The 1,267-nt window shown below is 57.2% G+C and carries 1 protein-coding gene; it reads right to left on the reverse strand.

The window, feature by feature from the left end; all coding sequences use genetic code 11:
* Positions 1-968: TRAP transporter substrate-binding protein (locus C9413_RS32210; protein ID WP_170251579.1), on the reverse strand; the 968-nt coding region annotated here is incomplete at its 3' end.
* Positions 969-1,267 lie beyond the last annotated feature (299 nt).

Here is a 1,267-nt window from a genome sequence, read left to right on the forward strand (position 1 = left end):
CCAAACCGCCCCTTCCAATCGGAGTAGAACGACGAAGCTTGCAGCGTCGCGCGGAACTTGGAAACATCGACGTCGATAAATTCAAGACCCTTGCTCGCCAGCTCTGCCTGGAGTTCGGAATTCAGCTTTTCGACATCGGCGCGTTGCACGAGAGCCGAGCGATTGATCTCGGTGACGACAATGTCACGCAAGTCCTCAGGCAGCATCTCGAAGTTGTCCCGATTGGCGAGAATCCAGAAGCCGTCCCACATATGGTTGGTCCGGGAGAGATACTTTTGAACCTCGTACATCTTGGCAAAGTAAATGCCAGCGAGCGGGTTTTCGAGACCGTCGGCGACGTGGGTCTGGAGTGCGGAATAGGTTTCGCCCCATGGAATCGACGTCGGCGCGGCGCCGAGAGACTTGAAAAGCGATGTCCAGAGCGGCGCAGGAGGGACGCGGATCTTGAAGCCCTTGAGGTCCTCGGGCGACTTGATCGGTTTCCCGATCGAGGTCGTCTGCCGGAAGCCGTTGTCCCACATCTTCTCGAAGGCGATCAGGTTGACCTTCTCAAAAGCCGTCCGGATGCTCCGGCCGAGCTCGCCATCCACCGACTTCCAGACCTGCGCGTAGTCGGGATAGGCAAATCCTACGCCAGTGATGGCCGCCGGCGGGACGAGCGTGGCTGCGATGAGGCCTGTCTGCGCAAGAAGGTCCAAGCCACCCGATCGAAGCTGGCTGAGCATGTCCGCATCCGTGCCGAGCTGGCTCGCGGGAAACACCTGAATGCTGACCCGGCCGTCGGTTTGCTCGCTAATCTTATTGGAAGCCTCGGTCATGCGGGTGTTGAGCGGATGGTCAACGGGCATGATGTTGGCAAATTTAAACGAAAACTCAGGCGAGCTCGCGTGCATGATGCGCGGCGTCGCGAGCGTGGCGGTCATCGCCACGGAACTCATAATAAGCGTCCGTCGATTCATTGTGATCATTGGTTCCTCCTCTAACCGTGTTGATCTATGTCGATGTTTTTGGGAATTTTCTGTGCAGGCGCTCTCCTCGTAAGCGTCCCACAGCACTCGCAGGTCGCCTAACCTTTGAATGATGTCCCTTGAAAGGTGGAAGCTTCCCAGTATGCGGCTGGACTTAAAATAGGCGCTTGCGCCAAACGTCTGCAAATGAATTGCCACGGGGCATTGGTGAACTGGGCTCAGGGAAGTTCGGCGAGATGCGGGAGGATGACAAAGGTTTCCCGGTAGAGGCGTCAGGCAACATGAATCCAGGTCACATG

It is taken from the genome of Rhizobium sp. SEMIA 4085 (assembly GCF_013004495.1).
Taxonomy (GTDB): Bacteria; Pseudomonadota; Alphaproteobacteria; order Rhizobiales; family Rhizobiaceae; genus Rhizobium; species Rhizobium gallicum.